General features: G+C 53.7%; 22 protein-coding genes. 12 read left to right on the forward strand and 10 right to left on the reverse strand.

Going from position 1 to position 23412, the window contains the following annotated elements; genetic code table 11:
• Nucleotides 1–507: 507 nt before the first annotated feature.
• On the forward strand, nucleotides 508–2088 hold the full coding sequence (locus OK412_RS03900) for a TerC family protein (RefSeq protein ID WP_010260533.1): 1581 nt from the start codon (nucleotides 508–510) through the stop codon (nucleotides 2086–2088).
• Nucleotides 2089–2229: 141 nt separating this feature from the next.
• Here the strand turns inward: OK412_RS03900 and OK412_RS03905 are convergent, their stop codons facing one another.
• The 4 genes from OK412_RS03905 to pabB form a co-directional block, all read right to left on the reverse strand.
• Entirely contained in the window at nucleotides 2230–3792 is a 1563-nt protein-coding gene (locus tag OK412_RS03905) for an EAL domain-containing protein (protein WP_022625544.1), read from the reverse strand.
• A gap of 225 nt (nucleotides 3793–4017) precedes the next feature.
• A complete protein-coding gene (locus tag OK412_RS03910) occupies nucleotides 4018–5382 on the reverse strand; it encodes an L-serine ammonia-lyase (protein ID WP_010260538.1) in 1365 nt (454 codons plus the stop codon).
• A 182-nt stretch (nucleotides 5383–5564) separates the two neighbouring features.
• On the reverse strand, nucleotides 5565–6128 hold the full coding sequence (locus tag OK412_RS03915; protein ID WP_022625545.1) for a CoA pyrophosphatase: 564 nt from the start codon (nucleotides 6126–6128) through the stop codon (nucleotides 5565–5567).
• Nucleotides 6112–7491, reverse strand: coding sequence for an aminodeoxychorismate synthase component 1 (gene pabB, locus OK412_RS03920; protein ID WP_264352709.1), 1380 nt, complete (start codon nucleotides 7489–7491; stop codon nucleotides 6112–6114). The genes OK412_RS03915 and pabB overlap by 17 nt, the downstream gene beginning before the upstream one ends.
• A 110-nt stretch (nucleotides 7492–7601) precedes the next feature.
• Between pabB and OK412_RS03925 the strand changes: the two genes are divergently transcribed.
• Entirely contained in the window at nucleotides 7602–7796 is a 195-nt protein-coding gene (locus tag OK412_RS03925) for a YoaH family protein (RefSeq protein WP_010260545.1), read from the forward strand.
• Between the two features lie 11 nt (nucleotides 7797–7807).
• Here OK412_RS03925 and OK412_RS03930 read toward each other — a convergent pair whose 3' ends face one another.
• On the reverse strand, nucleotides 7808–8152 hold the full coding sequence (locus tag OK412_RS03930) for a RidA family protein (protein ID WP_003852699.1): 345 nt from the start codon (nucleotides 8150–8152) through the stop codon (nucleotides 7808–7810).
• Nucleotides 8153–8219: 67 nt separating this feature from the next.
• On the reverse strand, nucleotides 8220–8579 hold the full coding sequence (locus OK412_RS03935; RefSeq protein ID WP_010260549.1) for a hypothetical protein: 360 nt from the start codon (nucleotides 8577–8579) through the stop codon (nucleotides 8220–8222).
• Nucleotides 8580–8929: 350 nt separating this feature from the next.
• On the opposite strand from OK412_RS03935, the gene OK412_RS03940 reads away from it, so the two are divergent.
• Nucleotides 8930–9097 carry a hypothetical protein gene (locus OK412_RS03940; RefSeq protein WP_010260551.1) on the forward strand — a complete coding sequence of 56 codons (168 nt, stop codon included), beginning with the start codon at nucleotides 8930–8932 and terminating at the stop codon, nucleotides 9095–9097.
• Nucleotides 9098–9499: 402 nt separating this feature from the next.
• On the opposite strand, the gene OK412_RS03945 is transcribed toward OK412_RS03940, so the two are convergent.
• The gene (locus OK412_RS03945) at nucleotides 9500–10174 is read right to left on the reverse strand and encodes an ATP-dependent Clp protease proteolytic subunit (protein ID WP_264352710.1); all 675 of its coding nucleotides are present in this window, start codon (nucleotides 10172–10174) and stop codon (nucleotides 9500–9502) included.
• A gap of 1853 nt (nucleotides 10175–12027) precedes the next feature.
• Between OK412_RS03945 and OK412_RS03950 the strand changes: the two genes are divergently transcribed.
• The 6 genes from OK412_RS03950 to rnd all read left to right on the forward strand — a co-directional run bounded on the left by OK412_RS03950 (nucleotide 12028) and on the right by rnd (nucleotide 19431).
• Nucleotides 12028–12765, forward strand: a complete 738-nt coding sequence (locus OK412_RS03950) for a carbonic anhydrase (RefSeq protein ID WP_264352711.1) — start codon at nucleotides 12028–12030, stop codon at nucleotides 12763–12765.
• Between the two features lie 243 nt (nucleotides 12766–13008).
• Nucleotides 13009–14925: an ATP-dependent DNA helicase gene (locus tag OK412_RS03955; RefSeq protein WP_010260556.1), complete on the forward strand. Its 1917-nt coding sequence runs from the start codon at nucleotides 13009–13011 to the stop codon at nucleotides 14923–14925.
• 44 nt (nucleotides 14926–14969) lie between these two features.
• Entirely contained in the window at nucleotides 14970–15668 is a 699-nt protein-coding gene (tsaB, locus tag OK412_RS03960) for a tRNA (adenosine(37)-N6)-threonylcarbamoyltransferase complex dimerization subunit type 1 TsaB (protein WP_045139911.1), read from the forward strand.
• 60 nt (nucleotides 15669–15728) lie between these two features.
• Nucleotides 15729–16325, forward strand: a complete 597-nt coding sequence (locus OK412_RS03965; protein WP_010260563.1) for a Slp family lipoprotein — start codon at nucleotides 15729–15731, stop codon at nucleotides 16323–16325.
• Nucleotides 16326–16534: 209 nt separating this feature from the next.
• The gene (gene fadD, locus OK412_RS03970; RefSeq protein ID WP_124890019.1) at nucleotides 16535–18211 is read left to right on the forward strand and encodes a long-chain-fatty-acid--CoA ligase FadD; all 1677 of its coding nucleotides are present in this window, start codon (nucleotides 16535–16537) and stop codon (nucleotides 18209–18211) included.
• 98 nt (nucleotides 18212–18309) lie between these two features.
• Nucleotides 18310–19431, forward strand: a complete 1122-nt coding sequence (gene rnd, locus OK412_RS03975) for a ribonuclease D (RefSeq protein WP_182504249.1) — start codon at nucleotides 18310–18312, stop codon at nucleotides 19429–19431.
• 53 nt (nucleotides 19432–19484) lie between these two features.
• On the opposite strand, the gene minE is transcribed toward rnd, so the two are convergent.
• From minE to minC, 3 genes are read right to left on the reverse strand one after another with little or no spacing between them, the layout of a single operon-like run.
• Nucleotides 19485–19754: a cell division topological specificity factor MinE gene (minE, locus tag OK412_RS03980; RefSeq protein WP_008925314.1), complete on the reverse strand. Its 270-nt coding sequence runs from the start codon at nucleotides 19752–19754 to the stop codon at nucleotides 19485–19487.
• Between the two features lie 3 nt (nucleotides 19755–19757).
• Nucleotides 19758–20570 carry a septum site-determining protein MinD gene (minD, locus tag OK412_RS03985; protein WP_010260569.1) on the reverse strand — a complete coding sequence of 271 codons (813 nt, stop codon included), beginning with the start codon at nucleotides 20568–20570 and terminating at the stop codon, nucleotides 19758–19760.
• Between the two features lie 33 nt (nucleotides 20571–20603).
• On the reverse strand, nucleotides 20604–21311 hold the full coding sequence (gene minC, locus OK412_RS03990; protein ID WP_010260571.1) for a septum site-determining protein MinC: 708 nt from the start codon (nucleotides 21309–21311) through the stop codon (nucleotides 20604–20606).
• Nucleotides 21312–21466: 155 nt separating this feature from the next.
• Between minC and OK412_RS03995 the strand changes: the two genes are divergently transcribed.
• The 3 genes from OK412_RS03995 (at nucleotide 21467) to OK412_RS04005 (ending at nucleotide 23230) form a co-directional block, all read left to right on the forward strand.
• Nucleotides 21467–21742, forward strand: coding sequence for a YcgL domain-containing protein (locus OK412_RS03995; protein ID WP_010260572.1), 276 nt, complete (start codon nucleotides 21467–21469; stop codon nucleotides 21740–21742).
• A 316-nt stretch (nucleotides 21743–22058) separates the two neighbouring features.
• Complete coding sequence (locus tag OK412_RS04000) at nucleotides 22059–22718, forward strand: fumarylacetoacetate hydrolase family protein (protein WP_264352712.1); 660 nt, start codon at nucleotides 22059–22061, stop codon at nucleotides 22716–22718.
• Nucleotides 22719–22783: 65 nt separating this feature from the next.
• Nucleotides 22784–23230, forward strand: a complete 447-nt coding sequence (locus OK412_RS04005; protein ID WP_010260578.1) for a YcgN family cysteine cluster protein — start codon at nucleotides 22784–22786, stop codon at nucleotides 23228–23230.
• The last annotated feature ends 182 nt before the right edge of the window (nucleotides 23231–23412 follow it).

Below are 23412 nucleotides of genomic sequence, written 5' to 3' on the forward strand. Positions count from 1 at the left end.
GTGCTACCTCCGTTCGCTAGAGATGCTCATCTGAGTCAATGAACTGTATTGAATTGCTTTGATGATCTGTTTAACCGGATGATTCGAATTATCGGTATAGCGTCGAAAAAACATGGGTTAACTACGTCAAGGCGGTAAAGTCGCGATTTATTTTAGTGATCGAAAAAATAAATTATGTGATGTCTGTCAGCTATTCATCCTGTGAAGTGACCAGTAACCCTTTTTATGCGCCTGATCATCCGTCAGGCAGATTGTAAAAATAAGAAAATTTTTTGACGCAATTCGCCGACCTGATACATTAACGTTCTGTTTATTACTCAGGAGTAACGGGCTTCAGCCCACCTTTATGGATCGTCACCGACGTCGCTTAATCTGTTCTTTGCGCCTGCTGGCGCGTCACCCTTCGCCTCACGGCGTTTTCACCGCTTTCCCGACTACCTGCATGTCACGCTTTGCTGCGCTGATAAGCAGCACCGCGATCTGTTCCCTGTTCTGGAGTCATAAATAATGGAATTTTTATTCGACCCCTCAATCTGGGCGGGTTTACTGACGCTCGTGGTGCTGGAAATCGTACTCGGCATTGATAACCTGGTGTTTATTGCCATCCTGGCCGACAAACTGCCGCCGAAGCAGCGTGATAAAGCACGCCTGATTGGCCTGTCACTGGCGCTGGTCATGCGTCTGGGTCTGCTGTCGCTGATCTCCTGGATGGTGACGCTGACGACGCCTCTCTTTAGCGTAGGCGGTTTCAGCTTTGCCGGTCGTGATTTAATTCTGCTGGCGGGTGGTCTGTTCCTGTTGTTTAAGGCGACCATGGAGCTGCACGAGCGGCTGGAGAACCGGCAGCTCGACGGATCCGGTAATCGGGGATATGCCAGTTTCTGGGCTGTCGTGACGCAGATTGTGGTACTGGACGCCGTCTTCTCGCTGGATGCTGTGATTACCGCCGTGGGTATGGTGAACCACCTGCCGGTGATGATGACCGCCGTGGTGATTGCGATGGGTGTGATGCTGTTGGCATCTAAGCCGTTAACCAACTTTGTTAACGCGCATCCGACTGTAGTGGTGCTCTGTCTGAGCTTCCTGCTGATGATCGGTCTGTCGCTGGTGGCAGAAGGCTTTGGTTTCCATATTCCTAAAGGCTACCTCTATGCGGCGATTGGCTTCTCGATTCTGATTGAGCTGTTCAACCAGGTTGCACGTCGTAACTTTATCCGCCATCAGTCAAATCGCCCGATGCGTGAACGCACCGCCGAAGCGATTTTACGCCTGATGGGGGGCCGCAACCGTGCCCAGACCGCCAGCAATGGCAACACCAGCAGCAGCGAAGAGGCAGCACTGGCGGAAGCGATGCCGCAGGAAGCGTTTAAAGATGAAGAGCGCTATATGATTAATGGCGTGCTGACGCTGGCTTCCCGCTCGATTCGCAGCATCATGACGCCGCGCGGTGAAATCTCCTGGGTCGATGCGAATCGTCCGGTAGATGAGATTCGCGGTCAGCTGCTTGATACGCCTCACAGCCTGTTCCCGGTCTGTCGGGGTGAACTGGATGAAATTGTCGGTGTAGTGCGAGCCAAAGAGCTGCTGGTGGCGCTGGAGCACGGTGTGGATGTGGCGACCTTTGCGGCCAATACACCGACTATCGTGGTGCCGGAGACGCTGGATCCGATCAACCTGCTTGGCGTGCTGCGTCGTGCCAAAGGCAGCTTCGTGATTGTCACCAATGAGTTTGGTGTGGTTCAGGGTCTGATTACGCCGCTGGACGTGCTGGAAGCGATTGCGGGTGAATTCCCGGATGAAGATGAAACGCCCGATATCATTGCGGATGGTGATGGCTGGTTAGTGAAAGGGGGGACCGATCTGCACTCGCTGCAGCAGTTGCTCGACTTCCATGAGCTGGTCGATCCGACAGAAGACCACGCCTCGCTGGCGGGCCTGCTGATTGAGCAGAAAGGGCAGTTACCGCTTCCTGGCGATGTAATTGACATTACTCCGCTGCACTTCCAGATTATCGAAGCGACCGACTACCGTATCGATCTGGTGCGTGTCACTAAAGATAAACCGCATGATGAGGATGAAGAGGGCTAATCGTTCTCGTTGATGCACAGGCACTGCCGGGTTTACCGGCCGCGCTGAATTTCTCTGACAGCCGCTGGCTCATTGCCGCGGCTGTTTTTTTGTCTGTGGCGTAAGGTCATCAGGCAGGGCGAAACGGGGCTCAGGCGATTGTCACCTGCGGGCATCAGCCTGATGCTGCGCCAGCCACGCCGGAAAGTCCTGCAGCGGCATCGGGCGAGCAAAATAGTAGCCCTGCAGATGATCCACACCGCGTTCGCGCAGATAGGCCGCCTGCTCAGCTGTTTCCACGCCTTCGGCCACCAGACTGATATTCAGGCGCTGGGCCAGCGAAATCACCATATCCGTCACCGTGGCATTAATCGCGTCAGTGCCGATGGCTGCGGTGAAAATCTTGTCGATTTTCAGCACATCTGGCTGCAGATCTTTCAGGTAGGAGAGCGAGCTGTGGCCGGTGCCAAAATCATCAATCGCCAGCCGGACACCGATGTCGTGCAGTTGCGCAATCACCGACTGGTCCACGACCGGCAGGGCATCGCGCTCGGTGAGCTCCACCACCAGTTTTGGCACCGGATTGGCAGGCCACCACAGGTTGTGCAGATCTTCCAGAATGGCGTGGTCGCGGAAGTGGCTGGCGGCAACGTTAATGGCGATATGGAACGCGGGATCGTCGGGCAGCTGCGGTAACTGACTCACCACCTCATTCAGTACAAAGCGCGTCAGCGGTTTGATCAGGTTCTGTCGCTCGGCCAGGGGAATAAAGACATCCGGTGCAATCCAGCCCTGACGGGGATTATGCCAGCGCAGCAGTAACTCAATACCGTCGCACTCACCACTTTTGGTGTTGATCAGCGGCTGGCAATAAACCATAAACTCACGGGCCGTAATGCCATAACTGATTTGCCAGCTCAGGCTCATACGATTTGCGGTCGCCAGCCAGACGATGTAACCCATAAGCAGACTCAGCAGCAGCGCCAGCGGGAGCTGTGAGGGAAGCGTCGCCAGCGCCAGGCGGGTCGGAGAGGGGCCATAGAGAGTAAGCGTAAACGGATAGCGCAGCGAGCCCTGCTCATAGCTCACTTCGTCTTCAGACGGCACCGTGGGCTCGATCAGTGGATTGCCATACTCCAGGCTCTCTCCATTGACGTTAAAGACAGCGCGTTCCACCCAGGGCAACTGCGGCTCCAGCAGATAATTGCTCATCATTTCGATGTTGATCACCTGCAAAATCCCGGAGCGGTTATCCAGGCTCTTTGGCGTCCACAGCAGTAAAATGGGCGAGCCTTTCAGCAGATACTCATCGGTTGCCAGCGTCATGCGCTGACTGTTAAAGGCTAAGTCAGGGTAAGTCTGGCTAAAGGGGATGGTGCGCGGCCCATAAATACTGGAGCAGTAGAGCACGTCGTTATCCACCAGCAGGATCGCCCGGACCGTCTGCAGGGAAGAGATTTTTTCGATGAGTGGAAAGCGAACATCCTGACAGGGAACGCCGACCAGACCCAGCGTATTATTGGCTGAAACCTCCAGCGGTGAAAACATCCGGTCAAACCGCATAATCGCTTTATCGGCGAAATCCATCGCCTGCTGCTCGATACGTGACTTCTCTTCGATATAGCGAAAGGCCAGGGTTAATATCAGCACCACGGTGGCGATCGACAGCGCTATCAGCACACGCTTGCGTCTGAATTGTCCAACAGATTGCTGGGCCATAAACATCTGTATTCACCTTCCCAAAAAGCCAGTAAAAAGCAAAACACAACGGGGTGAGTATCGGCACGGTCAGATCAACATTGAGGCCGGAATGCAGAAAAGCGGGTCTGGAAAGTTGCGTAAGCCGGACGGCTGCGCGGAAATCACTCTACCGGTTAAACCTGCGCTGAGATAGCGCAGGATGCGGATTTTATTACGTTTGCACGTTTTTTAGTCAGTTAATCGTTTCGCTTAATCACACTGAACTTTAATCGCCAGACCGCCACGCGAAGTTTCACGATATTTGGCGTTCATATCTTTGCCGGTTTCATACATTGTCTCGATAACCTTATCCAGCGAGACGCGGGGTTCGCTGGTGCGCCTAAGTGCCATGCGCGCCGCATTAATCGCTTTAACCGAGGCGATAGCATTGCGCTCAATGCAGGGCACCTGAACCTGACCGGCTACCGGGTCACAGGTCAGACCAAGGTTATGTTCCATGCCGATTTCAGCCGCCACGCAGACCTGCTCCGGACTGCCGCCCAGCAGTTCAGCCAGACCGGCCGCCGCCATAGAACAGGCGACACCCACTTCACCCTGACAGCCCACTTCCGCGCCTGAAATAGAGGCGTTCATTTTGTACAGCACGCCGATGGCGCCAGAGGCGAGGAAATAGCGCAGGAAAATGTCGGGTGTCACTGGTTCAATGAAGTGATCGTAGTAAGCCAGCACCGCAGGCACGATACCGCAGGCACCGTTAGTTGGCGCAGTCACCACGCGGCCTCCCGCGGCGTTCTCTTCGTTAACGGCCAGCGCATACATATTGATCCAGTCGATTACAATCATCGGATCGCTGGAGTGCTTGTCAGAGGAGGTCAGCAGACGACGCAGGGAGGCAGCACGGCGCGGCACGCGCAGTGGCCCTGGCAACACGCCTTCGGTATTCAGACCGCGGTCGATACAGGCCTGCATCGTCTGCCAGATGTTAGTGAAATAGGCATGGATCTCATCGCGGCTGTGCAGCGCCAGCTCATTTTTCATCACCAGACCTGAGAGTGACAGGCCGGTTTCACGACAGTGAGCCAGCAGATCTTTGGCGGAGTGGAACGGCCAGGGCACAGAGACTTCATCCAGTGCCGACTGCCCGAAGTGCTCTTCATCAACAATGAAACCGCCGCCAACGGAGTAATAGGTTTTTGACAGGATCAGCAGGTCGCCCGCAAACGCGAGCAGGCGCAGGCCGTTTTCATGCAGCGAAAGGTTCTCACTGCGAAATACCATGCCGCCTTCACGCGGGAAATCCACTTCGTGTGCGCCTTTCGCCAGCAGCAGTCGCTCACGCTGCTCAACATCTTTAATAAAGGCGGGGATCGCATCGATATCCACCGTATCCGGCGATTCACCCGCCAGACCCATAATAATGGCGATATCAGTGTGATGGCCTTTGCCGGTCAGAGAGAGAGAACCGTAAACATCCACGGCGATCCGGGTGACCTCCTGCAGCTTTTCCTGTTCGCACAGCAAATCCACAAACTGTTTACCTGCTTTCATCGGGCCGACAGTATGCGAACTTGAGGGGCCGATGCCCACTTTGAACATGTCAAAAACACTAATCACAGGTGACACTCCTCACAATTATTCTCAGTCTGCCGGGGCAGTTTATGGCGCCCATAGTAATGGTCATGCACCAGGAAAGAGCAGCTTTTCGCATGAAATAAACTTATCAAAACTTATAGAAAAAATTATAGTGCAGCGCGCCAGTAACCTGACGGGCCGGAGAGAGAAAAACGAGAAAGGTTTCAGAATGCGATCTGAGCACTCAGTGATCGGATAATACCCGCGGTCATGCCCCACACCAGATAATCCTGATAGCGCGACAGCCAGACCGGGTGGCGAACGCCAGCCCGATGCACCTCCAGCGCGCTGTAGCGGCTGAGCTGCAAAGCCTCGGCCAGCGGCATCTCAAAGGCGCTGCTCACCTCATCCGGATTAATCGTTAATCGCAGATCGGCCGGAATGATCCCCAGTACCGGCGTCACCTGAAAGCCGGTGCTGCTGGTCACGGCGGGCAGAGCGCCTAATACCTCGACCTGATGCGGCTCAATGCCAACCTCTTCCTGTGCTTCACGCAGTGCTGTGGCGATGAGCGATGCGTCAGTGTCATCCTGCATCCCGCCGGGAAAAGCGACCTGTCCGGCATGTTTGCGCAGGGCGTGTGAGCGCTGCGTCAGCAACAGACCGGGTTCAGGCCGTGCCACAATCGGCACCAGCACCGCCGCATGGCGCCCGGATAGCAATTGTGTGCTGCGGGCTGGCTGCTGCAACAGAAAACGGCTGCGGAAATCATCAAGCGTCAGGGCCAACTGAACCTCCGGTTTGTTCCAGTGCCGGTAAGATCCGGCTGACTTTGTCGAGTGTTTCCTGATACTCCGCTTCGGGATCGCTGTCTGCAACAAGCCCGCCGCCCGCCGCACAGTAGAGCTGCTGACCTTCAGCGATCAGCGTGCGAATGGTGATGCTGGTATCCATCCGGCCACACAGGCTGAGATAACCAATGCTGCCGCACCAGGCATTGCGCCGCTGCGGCTCCAGTTCATCAATAATCTCCATCGCCCGAATCTTGGGCGCACCGGTAATCGAGCCGCCCGGAAAACAGGCGCGCAGCAGATCGGTGGCCTGCAGGGTATCAGGCAGCTGCGCCCGCACCGTGCTCACCAGGTGGTGTACGGCGGGGAAGGGTTCAACCACAAACAGTTCAGGCACCGTGACCGAGCCGGGTAGCGCCACGCGGCCAATATCGTTGCGCAGCAAATCGACAATCATCAGGTTTTCGGCCCGATCTTTTTCTGCATGGCGCAGAGACTCAGCCTGTTGCGCATCAGCAATCGGATCGTCACAGCGTGGCCGGGTACCTTTGATCGGTCGTGTTTCGATCTGCTTATTATTCAGCGACAGAAAGCGCTCCGGCGACAGGCTGAGGATCGCGCTCTCCGGCAGACGCAGAAAAGCGCTGAACGGCGTGCGGTTAGCCGCATTGAGTATACTGAACGCCTGCCACTCATCACCCTGGTAACCGGCCTGAAAGCGCTGCGCCAGATTAACCTGATAACAGTCACCCGCCTGAATATAGGCCTGAACCGCCGCAAAACGCGCAGCGTAATCTGCATAGCTCAGGTTGGAGCGCCAGCGGCTGGTCAGTGAAAAGGGTACGGCCTCACGCGCGGGCCATTGCGCCAGCCAGGCGGCGCGTTCTTCCGCGTTCTTTAACGCCACCAGCGTCAGGGTCTGCTGATGATGATCGGCAATCAATGCCCAGTCATAGATACCCACCGCCATGTCAGGCGTGGTGAGATCGGCTGCGGCCTGCTGAGGCAGGGACTCAAACCGGCGGCCCAGATCATAACCAAACAGGCCCAGCGCACCGCCCTGAAACGGCAGGGCATCGCTGGCAGCCGGCGTCACGCCCAGCGCATCACACTGCTGCTGCACCAGCAGCAGGGGATCGGCGGTTGATTCGGTCGTGCCGGTCGGGTCGCTGAGCGTAGTCATCGCACCGCGGGTCACCAGGGTGGCGCGGGGATCGGCGGTCAGAATATCAAAGCGGTTGTCACTGTGGTTCGCCTGCGCGGAGGAGAGCAGCATCGCCCAGGGCAGATGGGCAATCGGGGCAAAACGCTGAGTCAGCGCATCCGGGGTATAATCAAGACTGAGGGTTTCAACAATCATCGGGCAGAGAAATCAGAGAGCAAAGAGGCGGTCAGACTGCCATATTTTTTCCTGACTGGCACCTGTTAGTTCCGCGTGGGATACTGTCTGCCCCAACGCAGGAGTGAAACATGTTTATAGGAATACCGGCTCTCTCTCATGAGCAGCAGCAGCAGGCCGTCGAACGTATTCAGGAATTGATGGCGGGAGGTTTGTCGAGCGGTGAAGCGATCACCCAGGTGGCGCAGGAGATCCGACAAAATTTCAAGGGCGAACGGATTCGGGCGCTATTCGAAGACGAAGATGAAGAAAACGAAGAGGAATAACGCCCGGCGTTTTAACGTGCAGCGATAATTTTAATTTCGATTTTGTACTTCGGATTCAACAGCCCGGCCTGTACCGTGCAGCGCACCGGCGCATTACCTGGAGAGACCCATGCGTCCCATGCGCGGTTCATCGCGGGGAAATCGGCCTTATCCACCAGAAACAGCGTCGCATCAAGGATTTTGCTTTTATCGCTACCGAGCCGTGTCAGAATCGCATCAATCACTGCCAGCGCATTGGCTGTCTGCGCTTCTGCATCGGCATCCAGATTCTCAGGCACACTGGTGTAATAGATCGTGTCGTTGTGGATCACGGCTTCGGACATACGGTGTTCCGGGTCAATGCGGGTAATACTCATCGGTTTCTCCCTGGTTAATTGCGCATTAGCCTGGCACACTCCCGACATCGCTGTCACCCCTTACGCTTTACAGGCAGCGCTCAACAATCGCCTGTCTGTCCGCCATCACCTGAGGCGCCATCCGGAAAGTCGTGAAATATTTCACCTCAGCCCCTTTTCGGCGGGGCGACACATCCGCAAAAATCGAATCTTCCCAGGTAAAAACGCTGATCTCGCTGCCGTTGGGCTGGGTGTGGGTGGTGTTATCTCTGGCAATGACGCTGGTGGTGGACCAGCCGCGATAAATACAGTCGCTGAGCTGAGGGACGGTGCGGGTGCTTTGACCCTGAAAAACAGGCTGCTGCAGACGAGCCTGATCAGGCGTGGGTGCCTGGCAGCCACAGAGCAGCAGCACGCCAGCCAGAGAGCCGATGCGGAAACAGTTCATACATTCCTCCGCCTGAGTCAGGCAGTCGGGTTAAGGCCATCTGTTTTACACCGCCTGAACGGCAATGTTAAACCAGTCTCAGCACGTCAGCCTACGGGTGCCACATCCCAACGGTAAGCTGATTTAATCATTATAATCCGCGCGTTTGTTTACTCGCTGCGTTCCTCTGCATTTGCTAACTGCATCACACTGTCTGCATCATGATCATGAGCCGTGGACGTTGTCACTGTTTCAGCCCTGCTGCACTAAAGCAGCATAAAGCGTCGAAAGAGCGGGAGAAGTGAGGGCACGCGCGGCATAAAAATGTTATAAAACAGCAGATAAATCGCGCTACGGATGAGGATTCAGGCATGGCGAATACGCAGTATCTTTTTTGGGTGATGGTCGGCGCACTGACGCTGCTGTTTATTGTGGTTTCGGCATTTGTTGGATTGTCCCGTGGCAGTAAGCAGGGCTTTATTACCTTCGCTATTCTGTTCATCGTTATGCTGGCGGGCGCGTTGTACGTCCGCTTATAAGCAGGTCGCAACAGCAGCGTCGCTAATAATCGTGATATCAGGTCACCAGCCAGAAACAGATAAACGCCCTGTACCAGAATAAGCCGTATCTGGCTGAGCGGCCTGCTTTATTTGCCGCTTTTTATCTGGCCAGTGTTGAATCACCCTGCTATTGCTGCTCAAAAAACTCACCATGCAAGGGTAGCGCTTACTGCGAAAATCCACCGTGATATTGATGGTGAGATCCTGCGGCGCCCCATCTGAACGTCGTCTGCGTTATGTTCTTCTCTGGATTACCCGCTAACGGCTCGATATGTCTCCCCGCCAGCACGCCCATCTGTCCAGGCGGCGCATATCTGATAAAAAGTATTCGTCCAGCAGGCATAAATAACGTTATTTTTGCTAGCCGCTAGCCGCTAGCCGCTAGCCGCTGGCCTCTGAAGTGAAGATGTAATAAGCGACATCAGCGGGTACGATTCCTTCAACACGTTTTTGTGCAATACCCTGTTTTACAGATTCTGGAAAACGCAGGTAAATACGGTTGTCTTCACTGAATAAGGCTTTATCTATCTCTATCCCGTCATCTTTGAAACAGGATGCATAGGTGTCCCTGAATATTTTACTGACATTATCGATATCTCTGCTGAGTAAAATGACTTCATTTTTTTTCAGATAGTTGCTCTGAATGTTTTGACTCGCTGCAGGGTGGATTAAAAACGTTGCGCTGGGTAATGTTTCCCTTTGCGCCCCTGAGCAATAAATCAGGGTGGCCGCCGAACCCGTCATTGCGGCATTGATGGTTTTTATCGGAATCCTTGACCCCCTGACGGCCTGGCCGCCCATATAGCCAGCTTCCATATCACCGCCAAAGCTGTTTATATAAAGCGATATTTCTTTTACAGCAGGGTAACTTGCATTAATATCATCGATGCCTGCCATCAATTCTGCCACTTTATTGCCATTAACCTCGCCAATGTAAACAATTTTTGCCGATTTTATCTCTTGTGCCTTCAGGGTGTTATTCATCACCACTGACGTTTTCGCTATGCAGCAAGCGGAAGTGACGCCCAATAATAGAAAAGTGAAATAACGCACCATAAAAAACTCCATTTAAGGGTATGACGCTGTCAGTTTAAGGATCAGTAATGTTTAAAAAGAAAATAGCCCGTTGTAACTTCCAGGGTAATGATATAGAAGATGAGTACGATGAATATCAATAATAAACTCGCCCTGGCGTAGTTTTTCTTTGAACGTTTAGTCCTTCGGTTTAAGGACCAGTAAAGCAGCATAAAAAGATTTAATACGGGTATGCCGGTTAAAATTAATGTGACAATCCAATCCCATAGGGAGACATCATCGACGTGTTGATTATTTTCCACAGTGTTTTTTACGCTATGTGAGTGGTGGAGTAACGACGTTAACCGCTACGACGTGCAGATCATTTCCTGACTGCTGACGAGTTTTTATAGATTCGCTGAGGATAAACGTCAGACCAGTCTGGTTGTTCGCCGGACATAATCGCGCGCCGCTGTGCAGGGCTGATTCCCTGGTTTTTATGCGGCATGACAGGTTCACTATGTTGACCAACTGGGTTGAGTTTGACCTCATCGTTGGTAACGCAACCGCTCAGCGTCAGAATCACTAAGCTATACCGGGGTAATTTTGGGAACAATGATATTTCTCCTTGTTGAGATAATGGTGTCCTGACTGACAGATAGATGCAACAGGGTAGCAACAGCCAGACTACATCCCACTTAACTTATAATATAAAACCCCACTTCGTTAACATTAACGGATATCTTTAGCGAGATAGTCTTTAACGGCCTTTTAAAGAGGACGGATGCCGTGGGCATCGTTTCTATTGTGATGTGACTCATCTGGCTATGAGTTTATTGCCTGTGAGAGATAACAGAATTCCTGAATTTTAATTACCTCACTACCATCTGTTAAGTCAGCGTGGCTGCATCAGAGGAAATATTCAATCCGCTAATGCTCACAGGTTACGTTTAAATTCTGTCTCTTTTATATCAGGGATTTTTTCTTATAACAACATAACGATGTTTAATGCTACTCCTGTTGAGTTTTTATTTAATGTTACCTTTCTTTGTGCATAATTGTGCTTTGAATCGCATCATTAACTTTTCGTGTCCCTATATTATAACAGTTAAGTTCCGGCCTTTTATTCATTAAACGAGTAAGAGGTTTTTTTGAAAACAGAGGTTTTTAAACGGCGAATTATTAAACCCGCTATCCGACTGACGTCAATGATAACGCGGCTGGAGGAGGCGAATGGGCATCCGATTAACCGGTACGCTATCAGCACCGGCTGTGACGCAAGGCTGTTTCACGCAGTGGCGAAGCAGAGTCTGCGGCAGCGCCTGCATTTCTGATATCTTTTGCGAGCCTTGCAAAACAGATGGCAGGAGTAAGCTACACTCAAAGGGCATAGCAAAATTGCTATCTGACACCGGAGGAAATTATGTCTGAACGCCCTGATTACGATGAGCCGCTGCCCGATGACGCTGAGATTTATCCTGAAGATGAGGAAGAAGATGAAGAAGAGGAACCATTAGAGAAGGATGTCTAGCGTCACCTGCATAATCTTTTATGACGCGTTATCGCGTTGCACCGCAAAACCGCCTGCGTGCAGTTTTGCGGTTTCTTACGTCGCCTGAATTTAGTGCAAAATTTCCCTCCCGGCTCGTTTCGACGATCAAAATGATAAATACAGGAAAATGAAACTCTTTTATTCAGAGAGATTGATATCAACCCTTTCCTGAAGTACTTAAAAACGTAACATCGTGATGTTTGTTAATTAAATTAACATTGATTGCAATTATAAACTCTTTATTCGTTCTGATTTTGATTTAACGCATTTTGTCACCTTGCTGATTCACTAGTCAGCGGAATAGTATCCCTGCCGCAAATAAGCTTATAAAGCAGGGATAAAAATGAAATTACCAAAAATGTTAAGTCTGGTTGTGGCGCTTTCTACCCTCAACGTAGCCGGTGCGGCGGAACCGCACTGGACGTACGAAGGCAAAGCTGGCCCGGAACACTGGAGCAAACTGACCAGCGACTTCCACATCTGCCACGAAGGTAAGTCCCAGTCGCCTATCAATATTAAAGATCCGATTGAGGGACATTTACAGGCACTCGATCTGGCCTACCATACGTCGGCTGAGAAGGTGATCAACAATGGCCACACGATTCAGGTGACCGTTGATGAAGAAGATGATTTTGTACTGGATCGGGAAAAGTTCACGCTGCGTCAGTATCACTTCCATACGCCGAGTGAGAACCAGATCAATGGGCACACCTTTCCCCTTGAAGCCCACTTTGTACACAGCAAAGAGGATGGCGATCTGGCCGTGGTCGCGGTGATGTTTAAGGTCGGTAAAGAGAATCCGGCGCTGGCACCGTTGATCGACGCTATGCCGAAACAGGAAAACCAGCAGGTAACCATTAATCGCCAGGTAAATTTACGCGATCTCTTCCCGGAAGATCTGCACTATTATCGTTTCAGCGGCTCCCTGACGACGCCACCCTGCAGCGAAGGGATTCGCTGGCTGGTGCTGAAACAGCCGGTTTCGCTCTCTCAGGCGCAGCTCGACGCCTTTAAACAGGCGCTGAAAACCACCAATAATCGTCCGTTGCAGCATCTCAATGGGCGCATGATTGTAGAGTAGTCACAGCGATTTCTGCTGCCTTTCGCGGTGCAACTTTTCCATCAGGAATCCCGGTGCTGCGAGCGCTTCTCTTCAGGCGGCCACGTGCCGCCTTTCTCCCCATCTTTCAGACGCGATCCAGAGTCTTTAGCTGCCACGCCCCCAACGGCTGGAAATAGATAAGTTATTGATAATTATCAATTTTGCTTTGTTGATCCAATACTGACATAATTACAGTGTTTTTGCCGTTCTTAGTGAGGGTATGTGGCAGACGATTTTGCAGTGGATGGCGCGCTGGCGCTCGCGATCGCAGGCTTTAAGCCGCGTGAAGCACAGCGTGAGATGGCGCAGGCGGTATCTGAAGCCGTAAAACAGCAGGGTGAACTGGTGGTCGAGGCCGGTACCGGCACCGGAAAAACCTATGCCTACCTGGCTCCCGCTCTGCGGGCCGGTAAAAAAGTCATTGTTTCCACCGGATCCAAGGCGCTGCAGGATCAGCTCTATGGCCGCGATCTGCCTACGATGATCAAGGCGCTGGATTTTAAAGGTAAAACGGCCTTGCTGAAAGGACGCTCCAACTACCTTTGCCTGGAACGCATGGAACAGCAATCGATGGCGGGCGGCGATCTCACCGCGCAGGGGCTGACCGATCTGGTGACGCTGCGCAGCTGGTCATCGCAGACGGAAGATGGCGACATCAGCAGCTGTGCGGGCGTGACCGAAGACAGCCCGGTCTGGCCGCTGGTCACCAGCACCAACGATAACTGCCTCGGCACTGACTGCCCGCGCTATAAAGAGTGCTTTGTGGTCAAAGCGCGTAAGCGCGCGATGGACGCCGATGTAGTGGTCGTGAACCACCACTTGTTTCTTGCTGACCTGGTGGTGAAAGAGGGCGGCTTTGGCGAACTTATTCCCGAAGCTGATGTGATGATCTTCGATGAAGCCCATCAGCTGCCCGATATCGCCAGTCAGTATTTTGGTCAGCAGCTCTCCAGCCGCCAGTTACTCGATCTCGCCAAAGATATTATTACCGCCTACCGCACCGAGGTGCGTGATGCTCAGCAGCTGCAGAAATCCGCTGACCGCCTGGCGCAGTGCGCGCAGGATTTTCGCCTGTCATTAGGCGATCCCGGCTATCGCGGTAACCTGCGTGAACTGCTGAGCGATAACAACATCCTGCGAATGTTTACGCTGCTGGATGATGCGCTTGAGCTCTGTTACGACGTTATCAAACTCTCACTGGGCCGTTCAGCCCTGCTGGATGCCGCCTTCGAGCGAGCCGCGCTCTACCGTGGCCGGTTAAAACGGCTGCGGGCGATTAACGAGCCGGGCTACAGCTACTGGTATGAATGTACCTCACGTCACTTTATCCTGGCGCTGACGCCGCTCTCGGTGGCAGAACGCTTCCGTGAAGTAATGGATAATCGTAAGGCTGCATGGATCTTCACCTCAGCCACCCTGGCGGTGGATGAGAAAATGGCACACTTCGCCGAACGGCTGGGTGTGAATGCAGCAAAAAGCCTGATTCTGAACAGCCCGTTCGATTTTGCGAAGCAGGCGCTGCTCTGCGTTCCGCGCAATCTGCCTGAGCCTAACCGTCCGGGTGGTGCACGCCAGCTGGCCGCAATGATGAAGCCGCTGATTGATGCCAATAAAGGCCGCTGTTTCTTTCTCTGCACGTCGCATCTGATGATGCGTGAGCTGGCCGCAGAATTTCGCGCCTCAATGACGCTGCCTGTGCTGGTGCAGGGTGAAACCAGCAAGGGTCAGTTGCTGAAACAGTTCATCGATAAGGGCAATGCCCTGCTGGTGGCGACCAGCAGTTTCTGGGAAGGCGTGGATGTACGGGGTGATGCGCTGTCGCTGGTGATCATCGATAAACTGCCGTTCACCTCACCGGAAGATCCGCTGTTGAAAGCCAGAATGGAAGATTGCCGGATTCGTGGCGGCGATCCCTTTACGGATGTGCAGCTGCCGGATGCGGTGATCACCCTGAAGCAGGGCGTGGGACGTTTAATCCGCGATACCGACGATCGTGGCGTACTGGTCATTTGCGATCAGCGTCTGGTTTCTCGTCCTTATGGCGCGCTGTTTCTCAATAGCCTGCCGCCGACGCCGCGCACCCGGGACATTGCCCGCGCCATCGCCTTTATCCGCCAGCAACCCGAACCAGACGCGTAATTTTATGCTAAGATGCGCGCCGTTTTCTTTCTTCTGAGGTAGTCATGTCAGCCCGAATTTTAGCGCTGGATACGGCGACAGAAGCCTGTTCAGCCGCCTTGCTGAATCAGCAACAGATTGATGCCCGATTCGAAATTGCCCCGCGCGATCACACCCAGCGTATTTTACCGCTGATCGAAGAGCTACTGCTGGCACAGCAGCTGGAACTGACCGACCTGGACGCGCTCGCCTTTGGTCGCGGCCCTGGCAGTTTTACCGGCGTGCGGATTGGCATTGGTATTGCGCAGGGACTGGCACTGGGCGCTTCTCTGCCAATGATCGCGGTTTCCACGCTGGCAACGCTGGCGGAAGGCGCATGGCGTCTGCACGGTGCTACCCGCGTATTAACCGCTATTGATGCGCGGATGGGCGAGGTCTACTGGGCCGAATATCAGCGTGATGAACAGGGTGCCTGGCAGGGTGAGGCCAGCGAAAGCGTGCTGTCGCCCGAAGCGGCACTGGCCCGGATGCAGGCGCTTTCTGGCGAATGGATGACCGCAGGCACCGGCTGGCAGGCTTATCCTGCCCTGCAGCAGGGACACGAGCTTACCCTGAAAGCCAGTGACGTTACGCTGCCCGCTGCAGAAGATATGCTGCCGCTGGCGACCCTTGCGCTGGCGCAGGGGAAGACGCTGCTGCCGGAAACAGCGGAGCCCACTTATCTGCGTAATGAAGTCGCCTGGAAAAAATTACCTGGCCGGTAAAATGCACGCAACTTATTGTTATGCGTCCAGTCTAACTCTTTACCTAACGGGAGAACGTCTATGTCGTCAATGTGTGGTAAAGGGCTTTCAGGTCTGCTGCTGACCTGTGTGCTGGCGTTAACCGGTTGTGTCTCAATTCCTGACACGCTGCAGGGCAGCTCACCTCAGCCGCAGCAGGATCTGTTGCGGGTCATGAGCAATCCTTCGCTCTTTGTCGGGCAGGAATCTCGCTTTGGCGGCAAGGTAGTGAATGTCACTAACCTGAACGGCAAAACCCGGCTTGAGATTGCTGCGCAGCCGCTGGATGATAGCGCCAGACCGCGTCTGGGTGCGGCCTCGGTCGGTCGGATTTATGCCGATATCCGCGGTTTTGTTGATCCGGTGGATGTGAGAAACCAGTATGTGACGGTGCTGGGTACCCTTAAGGGGACAGAGCAGGGCAAAATTGGTGAAGCGGATTATAAATTTGCGGTCATCGATGTGCGCGGTTATCAGCGCTGGCGACTTACCCAGCAGGTGACAGCACCACCCCAGCCGATGGATCCCTGGATCTGGTATGGTCCGACCCGCCATCGCGGCGGATACTGGGGTCCGAATCCCTACTGGGGAATGATGAACAGTGGGCCGGCAGAGGTGCAGACCATTCTGACTGAGTAAGTGCAAAAAACATTTAAGTATCAGCCCGGTCGCGGTGCTCGCTGCCGGGCTTTTTATTTGCCTGTTTTATCAGCACGAAATTTAGTGATGCACTTCGCAACCTCAACATGCCAAAACAGGCAAACTGGTACAATCAGTTAAAATATTGTTAACAAACCAGATTGGCTGAGGCAGCGATGGAAATACAACATAATTATCGGGGTGGATCCTTGAATAAGGTTTGGCTGAAACGCTACCCGGCAGATGTGCCTGCCGAAATAAGTGCAGATCGTTACACCTCGCTGGTGGATCTGTTTGAGCAGGCCGCAAAACGCTACGCCGATCAACCCGCGTTCCTGAACATGGGTCAGAAGATGAGTTATCGTCAGCTGGAAGAGAAGAGCCGCGCTTTTGCCGCCTATCTTCAGCAACAGCTGGGCCTGAAAGCGGGTGACCGGGTGGCACTGATGATGCCGAATTTACTGCAGTATCCGGTGGCCCTGTTTGGTGTGCTGCGTGCAGGTATGGTCGTGGTCAATGTGAATCCGCTCTATACGCCGCGCGAACTGCAGCATCAGCTCAATGACAGTGGGGCCAGTGCTATTGTCATTGTCTCGAATTTTGCGCACACGCTGGAAAAAGTGGTGGCGAAAACCGCTGTGCGGCACGTCATCCTGACCCGGATGGGCGATCAGCTGGCGCCGATAAAAGCGACACTGGTTAACTTTGTCGTTAAGTATGTGAAGAAGCTGGTGCCCAAATACCATCTGCCGGGGGCAATCTCATTTCGCCACGTACTGGAAGTCGGCGAAACGCTCAATTATCAACGCCCGACGGTCTCCAATGACGATCTCGCCTTCCTGCAATATACCGGTGGCACCACTGGCGTGGCCAAAGGGGCGATGCTGACCCATCGCAACATGCAGGCGAATCTTGAGCAGACCCGCGCGACCTACGGCAAAGTGCTGCGCGACGGTAAAGAGTGTGTTGTCACCGCGCTGCCGCTTTATCACATCTTCGCCTTAACGGTGAATGGCCTGCTGTTCCTGGAGCTGGGCGGTCAGAATCTGTTGATCACCAATCCGCGCGATATTCCCGGCTTTGTTAAAGAGCTGGGGAAATTTCCGTTTACCGCCATTACCGGCGTGAACACGCTGTTTAATGCGCTACTCAACGATGAGCAGTTTAATAAACTCGATTTTTCAACGCTGCGTCTTTCCGCCGGTGGCGGAATGGCGGTGCAGAAAGTGGTGGCCGAGCGCTGGGAAAAACTGACCGGACACTATCTGCTGGAAGGCTATGGCCTGACAGAGTGTTCTCCGCTGGTGTCGGTCAATCCCTATGACATCAGCTGCCATACCGGCAGTATCGGTCTGCCGGTACCCTCGACCGATGTGCTGATTCTGGATGACGACGGCAATGAAGTCGCTCCGGGTGAACCGGGCGAACTTTGCATCAGCGGCCCGCAGGTGATGCTGGGCTACTGGCAGCATCCGGAAGCGACAGCGGAAGTGCTGAAAAATGGCTGGCTCCACAGCGGTGATATTGTTACCGTTGACCAGGAAGGCTTTATTCGCATCGTTGACCGCAAAAAAGATATGATTCTGGTATCAGGTTTTAATGTCTATCCGAATGAAATCGAAGACGTGCTGATGCAGCATCCTAAAGTGCGTGAAGCCGCGGCTATCGGTGTCCCCAGCGATCTTTCTGGCGAAGCGGTAAAAGTCTGCATCGTGAAAAAAGATGCATCGCTCACCAAAGAAGAGGTGCTCGATCACTGTCGCCGTCAGCTGACCGGTTACAAGGTGCCGAAAATCATTGAGTTTCGTGATGAGTTGCCTAAAACCAACGTCGGCAAGATCCTGCGGCGTGAGCTGCGCGACGAGGCGAAACCCGGCGCGAGCTGAATCCGGGCAGAAATTGAGGTTGAACGCCGGCATGTCCGGCGTTTTTATTGTTTTTAACATGGAGCGCCGCGCGTTGTTGGCTGCGGTGGAAATCAGACGTGAACTATTCCCTTATCGACCAGGATGATCAACTGGCAGACGTGTGTCAGAAAGCGCGCCAGCACGCGGCGGTGGCCCTGGATACCGAATTTGTCCGCACCCGCACTTACTACCCTCAGCTTGGCCTGATCCAGCTGTTCGACGATCGGCAACTGGTGCTGATTGACCCGCTTAATATCCGTGACTGGTCACCCTTTATTGCCTTGCTGACCGACACCAGCGTCACCAAATTCCTGCATGCCGGGGGTGAAGATCTGGAAGTCTTCCTGCACCGTTTCGGCGTGCTGCCGACGCCCATGATCGATACCCAGATTCTGGCGGCCTTTTCTGGCCAGCCGCTCTCCTGGGGTTTTGCCTCAATGGTGGCGCATTTCACTCAGGTCGAACTCGATAAAAGTGAATCACGCACGGACTGGCTGGCACGCCCTCTGACCCAGCGTCAGTGCGAGTATGCGGCGGCGGACGTTCACTATCTGTTGCCAATTGCGCGTCAGCTGATGATTAATACGGAAGAGGCCGGCAATATGTCGGCGGCACTCAGTGAGTGCGATAACCTGTGTCAGCGTCGTCTGGATAGCCTGTCGCCGGATGAAGCCTGGCGGGATATTACCAATGCCTGGCAGTTACGTCCGCGTCAGCTGGCGGCGTTACAGCGACTGGCGGCCTGGCGTCTGAAGCTGGCGCGTGAAAAAGATATGGCCGTTAACTTTGTCGTGCGCGAAGAGCACCTGTGGAAAGTAGCGCGCTTTATGCCTGGCTCACTGGGGGAGCTGGATCATCTGGGGCTGTCAGGCCACGAGATTCGTTTCCACGGCAAAGCGCTGGTGGCGCTGGTGGCAGAAGCTGACGCGCTGGATGAGAGCGAACTGCCGGCTCCGCTGGGCAATCTGATTGACCATCCGCACTACAAGCCAGTGTTTAAAGCGATGAAAGCGCTGGTGCAGCAGGTGAGCGAGCAGAGTGGATTCAGTCAGGAGCTGCTGGCGTCACGACGTCAGATTAATCAGGTATTAAGTCAGCACTGGGGCCTGAAGCCGCAGGGACGTCAGCCGGAGTTACTCACCGGATGGCGGGGCGAACTGCTGAAACCCGGCATTGAGGAGATTCTGGCGGGTTGTTAACCGGTTAAATTTCCCCTGCCAGAGCGCAGGGGAAATTCAGCAAACGGTCAGCGTCATTTAGTCACTTCATCCGTTTCCGGCAGCGTCACGTTCAGCTCCAGAATCGAGATATCATCACCTTTCTGGTCGAGCTGAACCGTTACCATTTCTGGATCGATCTTCACATATCTGCAAATCACTTCCAGAATGTCGCGCTTAAGTTGCGGAAGATAGTGGGGCTCACTGTCGCCCCTTCTCCGTTCTGCCACGATAATCTGCAGCCTTTCCTTGGCTATATTGGCAGTGTTCTTCTTCCGGGATAAAAAGAAATCAAGTAATGCCATGGTTTATCCCCCGAACAGGCGTTTCAGGAAACCCTTCTTCTCTTCTTCGATAAAGCGGAAGGGGCGTACTTCACCGAGCAACCGTTCAACGGTATCGGCATAGGCTTTGCCAGCATCAGATTCGCCGTCAAGAATCACCGGTTCGCCCTGGTTAGAGGCACGTAACACCGATTGATCTTCAGGGATCACGCCGACCAGAGGAATGCGCAGGATCTCCAGCACATCTTCCATGCTCAGCATATCGCCACGGTTCACCCGGCCAGGGTTATAGCGGGTCAGCAGCAAATGCTCCTTCACCGGGTCCTGACTGTTTTCAGCGCGACGGGATTTCGATGAGATGATGCCGAGAATGCGGTCGGAGTCGCGGACAGAAGAGACTTCCGGGTTGGTGGTAATAATGGCTTCATCGGCAAAGTAGAGCGCCATCAGTGCGCCCGTTTCAATCCCTGCCGGTGAGTCACAGACGATGAAATCGAACTCCATCTTAGCCAAATCGTTCAGAACTTTTTCAACACCCTCACGGGTCAGCGCATCTTTATCACGGGTCTGCGACGCAGGCAGAATGTAGAGCTGCTCCGTGCGTTTGTCGCGAATCAGCGCCTGGTTCAGTGTGGCATCGCCCTGGATTACATTAACGAAGTCGTAGACCACACGGCGCTCACAGCCCATGATCAAATCCAGGTTACGCAGACCGATATCAAAATCGATCACAACTGTCTTTTTGCCTTTCTGCGCTAAACCGGTGGCGATGGCCGCGCTTGACGTGGTCTTACCAACGCCCCCTTTACCGGATGTAACTACAATAATGCGTGCCATAAATGTTGATTTCCTTAACAAAAGAAAAGGGGCCTAATTAAGTGTCTGGATAGTCAGCGCGCCATCCTGCAGGCACAGGCGCGCAGCTTTACCAAAAAATTCTTGCGGGATCTGATCCATGATCCAGTACTCTCCGGCAATCGAGACCAGCTCGGCAGCCAGGTTGGTACAAAAAATCTGGCAGTTGCGGTCACCGCTGGCACCCGCCAGGGCGCGACCGCGCATCATGCCGTAAATGTGAATATTGCCATCGGCGACCAGTTCAGCGCCGGCGCTGACGCTGCTGGTGATGATCAAATCGGCATCACGCGCATAAATCTGCTGGCCCGAGCGCACCGGGGTGTTCACGATGCGGGTTTTCGTTGCTACCGTTTCGGTTACAGCCGGCAGAGGTTCAGGTATCGGCTGCGGCGCGGCGGCTTGCGGTCTGGCCTCTTTACCTTCTGCCAGCACGGGCAGGCCGGCACGGGCGATCATACGTTTCAGCGCTTCGTCTTTGCAGCCGCTTACGCCGACAATGCGTAAACCGGTGGCGAGAACCGCCTGTTGCAACAGTTTCCAGTTAACATCGGCACTTAATGTCGAGACGTTAAGTACCACCGGCGCGTTTTTCAGGAAATCTGGAGCCTGGTCAATCTTGTCCTGGAGTGCCTTGCGAATCACCGCAGGGTCATGGTGATGCAAATGGACGACAGACAGGGTGAAACTGCTACCTTTGAATTCGATTGGCGTTTGCGACATCTGTCCCGACTCAGTCCTGTTTTCACTACCGAAAGCCTGGCGATGATAAAATCATCGTGGAAGCGCTAACGGTGAATATTCGAAGTTCTGCAAGCATGTTATAGTTACAGCTATATTCAGACAAGCCTCAACGCCGGTTAATTCGAGTAAAAAATATGTTTTGTGTGATCTACAGAAGCCCGTTACGTGACCAGACTTATCTCTATGTTGAAAAAAAGGACGATTTCTCGCGCGTTCCGGAAGAATTGCTGAAAGGCTTTGGCAAGCCGCAGCTGGCGATGGTGCTTAAGCTGGCGGGGCGGGACAGGCTGGCTAATGCGGATATCAATAAAGTTAAGCAGGGATTGAGCGAGCAGGGCTATTATTTACAGCTCCCTCCGCCGATTGAAAGTCTCCTCAACATTCATTTACAGGCCGATAAAAAACTTTAACTCGGATTCTTCTGTAAATATAAATCCTGTCGGTGCGATCCTGGCAGGATAATATTGCCCTGATGCTGCGCAAAATTAACGGTGCAGCTTATCTGTTTCACCCCTTTTTAAATTCCCTGCTCAATTTTTTCTCCCGATTTGTACGATTATTCAGCGCTTCAACCCCTGCATTTACGCTTTCTGACAAATTACGCACCCCGGACCGTTAAAAGGATCTTATTATCACGCTATGAGGTTGGCATTTCGATCAACGCATGAGCAAACATCAACCCGCCAGCAGCGCTGGCATCACACCTAACCTGAACAGGGGATGAGCATGTATCAGCATCGTAACTGGCAAGGCGCTCTGTTAGATTTTCCGGTCAGCAAAGTGGTTTGCGTCGGGAGTAATTATGCAAAGCACATTAAAGAGATGGGCAGCGCAACCCCAACCGAACCGGTGATCTTTATCAAGCCGGAAACGGCGCTGTGTGATTTGCGTCAGCCGCTCTCTATTCCCGACGCGTTTGGCGAGGTCCATCATGAAGTTGAACTGGCGGTGCTGATCGGCGCGACACTGAAGCAGGCGACCGATGCGCATGTGGCTAAGGCGATTGCAGGTTATGGCGTGGCGCTGGATCTGACACTGCGTGACCTGCAGGCCGGGCTGAAAAAAGCGGGCCAGCCGTGGGAAAAATCCAAAGGCTTTGATAACGCCTGTCCTGTCTCTGGTTTTATCCCGGTGACGGAATTCAGTGGCGATCCGCAGAACGTCGAGCTTAAATTGCTGGTGAACGGTGAAGTGCGTCAGCACGGCGACACCGAAGACATGATTCATAAAATCCTGCCGCTGATTGCCCATATGAGCCACTACTTTACGCTGCGTGCAGGCGATGTGATTCTGACCGGTACGCCAGAAGGGGTAGGCCCGATGCGCTCGGGTGATCAGCTGGAAGTTTCACTGGCGGGTCACGGCATCAGCACGCGCGTACTCTAAAAACTTGCATCACCGCCGCATAGGCTTTATAAGGTGCGGTTTAGGCACAATCCGGACAAATCATCATGACTGACACCCCTTTCTGGCAACAAAAACGCCTGGCACAAATGAGCGATGAGGAATGGGAATCCTTGTGTGATGGTTGTGGGCAGTGTTGCCTGAACAAATTGCAGGACGCCGACACCGATGAGATCTACTTCACCAATGTCGCCTGTGATCAGCTCAATATTAAAACCTGCCAGTGCCGTAACTATGAGCGCCGCTTCGAGCTTGAAGAGGATTGCATCAAGTTAACGCGCGAAAATCTGACGACCTTCAACTGGCTGCCGCGCACCTGCGCCTACCGGCTGCTGGGTGAGGGCAAAGATTTACCCGTATGGCATCCGCTGCGGGCCGGTTCGAAAACAGCGATGCATGCGCAGCGTATTTCGGTGCGGTATATTGCGGTGCGTGAGAGTGAAGTGCGGGACTGGGAAGATCACATCATTGATCGCCCCGATCGCAACGGCTGAGTGCCGCGCTATCAATCGGAACAGAAAAAAGGCTGCCAGTGGCATAATGCTGGTCAGTTAAGATTAGATTTATAAAGGCTGTCACGGTCAGACGTGGCAGCTTTTTTTCCGGGCGAGCAAGCCGCAGTGCGTGCCTGCGCACCTCTGCTGCTGCCGGGCCGTCCTCGCGCCGCTCACGCGGT

The organism is Pantoea sp. JV6, assembly GCF_025910055.1.
GTDB classification, from domain to species: Bacteria; Pseudomonadota; Gammaproteobacteria; order Enterobacterales; family Enterobacteriaceae; genus Pantoea; species Pantoea agglomerans.

What these genes read in the sequence shown, in the direction of transcription:
- OK412_RS03900 (WP_010260533.1), top strand. Translation starts at nt 508, where the DNA reads ATGGAATTTTTATTCGACCCCTCAATCTGGGCGGGTTTACTGACGCTC.
- OK412_RS03905 (WP_022625544.1), bottom strand. Translation starts at nt 3,792, where the DNA reads ATGTTTATGGCCCAGCAATCTGTTGGACAATTCAGACGCAAGCGTGTG.
- pabB (WP_264352709.1), bottom strand. Translation starts at nt 7,491, where the DNA reads ATGATTGTTGAAACCCTCAGTCTTGATTATACCCCGGATGCGCTGACT.
- OK412_RS03925 (WP_010260545.1), top strand. Translation starts at nt 7,602, where the DNA reads ATGTTTATAGGAATACCGGCTCTCTCTCATGAGCAGCAGCAGCAGGCC.
- OK412_RS03930 (WP_003852699.1), bottom strand. Translation starts at nt 8,152, where the DNA reads ATGAGTATTACCCGCATTGACCCGGAACACCGTATGTCCGAAGCCGTG.
- OK412_RS03935 (WP_010260549.1), bottom strand. Translation starts at nt 8,579, where the DNA reads ATGAACTGTTTCCGCATCGGCTCTCTGGCTGGCGTGCTGCTGCTCTGT.
- OK412_RS03940 (WP_010260551.1), top strand. Translation starts at nt 8,930, where the DNA reads ATGGCGAATACGCAGTATCTTTTTTGGGTGATGGTCGGCGCACTGACG.
- OK412_RS03945 (WP_264352710.1), bottom strand. Translation starts at nt 10,174, where the DNA reads ATGGTGCGTTATTTCACTTTTCTATTATTGGGCGTCACTTCCGCTTGC.
- OK412_RS03950 (WP_264352711.1), top strand. Translation starts at nt 12,028, where the DNA reads ATGAAATTACCAAAAATGTTAAGTCTGGTTGTGGCGCTTTCTACCCTC.
- tsaB (WP_045139911.1), top strand. Translation starts at nt 14,970, where the DNA reads ATGTCAGCCCGAATTTTAGCGCTGGATACGGCGACAGAAGCCTGTTCA.
- OK412_RS03965 (WP_010260563.1), top strand. Translation starts at nt 15,729, where the DNA reads ATGTCGTCAATGTGTGGTAAAGGGCTTTCAGGTCTGCTGCTGACCTGT.
- minE (WP_008925314.1), bottom strand. Translation starts at nt 19,754, where the DNA reads ATGGCATTACTTGATTTCTTTTTATCCCGGAAGAAGAACACTGCCAAT.
- minD (WP_010260569.1), bottom strand. Translation starts at nt 20,570, where the DNA reads ATGGCACGCATTATTGTAGTTACATCCGGTAAAGGGGGCGTTGGTAAG.
- minC (WP_010260571.1), bottom strand. Translation starts at nt 21,311, where the DNA reads ATGTCGCAAACGCCAATCGAATTCAAAGGTAGCAGTTTCACCCTGTCT.
- OK412_RS03995 (WP_010260572.1), top strand. Translation starts at nt 21,467, where the DNA reads ATGTTTTGTGTGATCTACAGAAGCCCGTTACGTGACCAGACTTATCTC.
- OK412_RS04000 (WP_264352712.1), top strand. Translation starts at nt 22,059, where the DNA reads ATGTATCAGCATCGTAACTGGCAAGGCGCTCTGTTAGATTTTCCGGTC.
- OK412_RS04005 (WP_010260578.1), top strand. Translation starts at nt 22,784, where the DNA reads ATGACTGACACCCCTTTCTGGCAACAAAAACGCCTGGCACAAATGAGC.